This is a genomic window from Pseudomonas sp. PME37.24/006, assembly GCF_055556635.1.
Genome location: NZ_JBVHNL010000097.1, coordinates 1 through 271 on the forward strand (window position 1 = coordinate 1; position 271 = coordinate 271).

Here is a 271-nt window from a genome sequence, read left to right on the forward strand (position 1 = left end):
TTGAGGTCGCCCACGACGTCGCCCACGTGATCCTGCGGCGTGGTGATTTCCACGTCCATGATCGGCTCGAGGATGACGGGGCCGGCCTTCTTCATGCCTTCACGGAAGCAGGCCTTGGCGGCGATTTCGAACGCCAGCGCGCTCGAGTCGACGTCATGGTACTTGCCGTCGGTGAGCGTGTATTTGAAGTCCACGGTGGGGAAGCCGGCGAGCACGCCGGTATCGGCCTGCACACGGATGCCCTTTTCCACGGCCGGGATGTATTCCTTCG

The 271-nt window shown here is 63.1% G+C and carries 1 pseudogene; it reads right to left on the minus strand.

From position 1 onward, the window contains the following. Positions 1 to 271: pseudogene (fusA, locus tag ACZ3GY_RS23990) on the minus strand (elongation factor G); the annotation flags it as partial.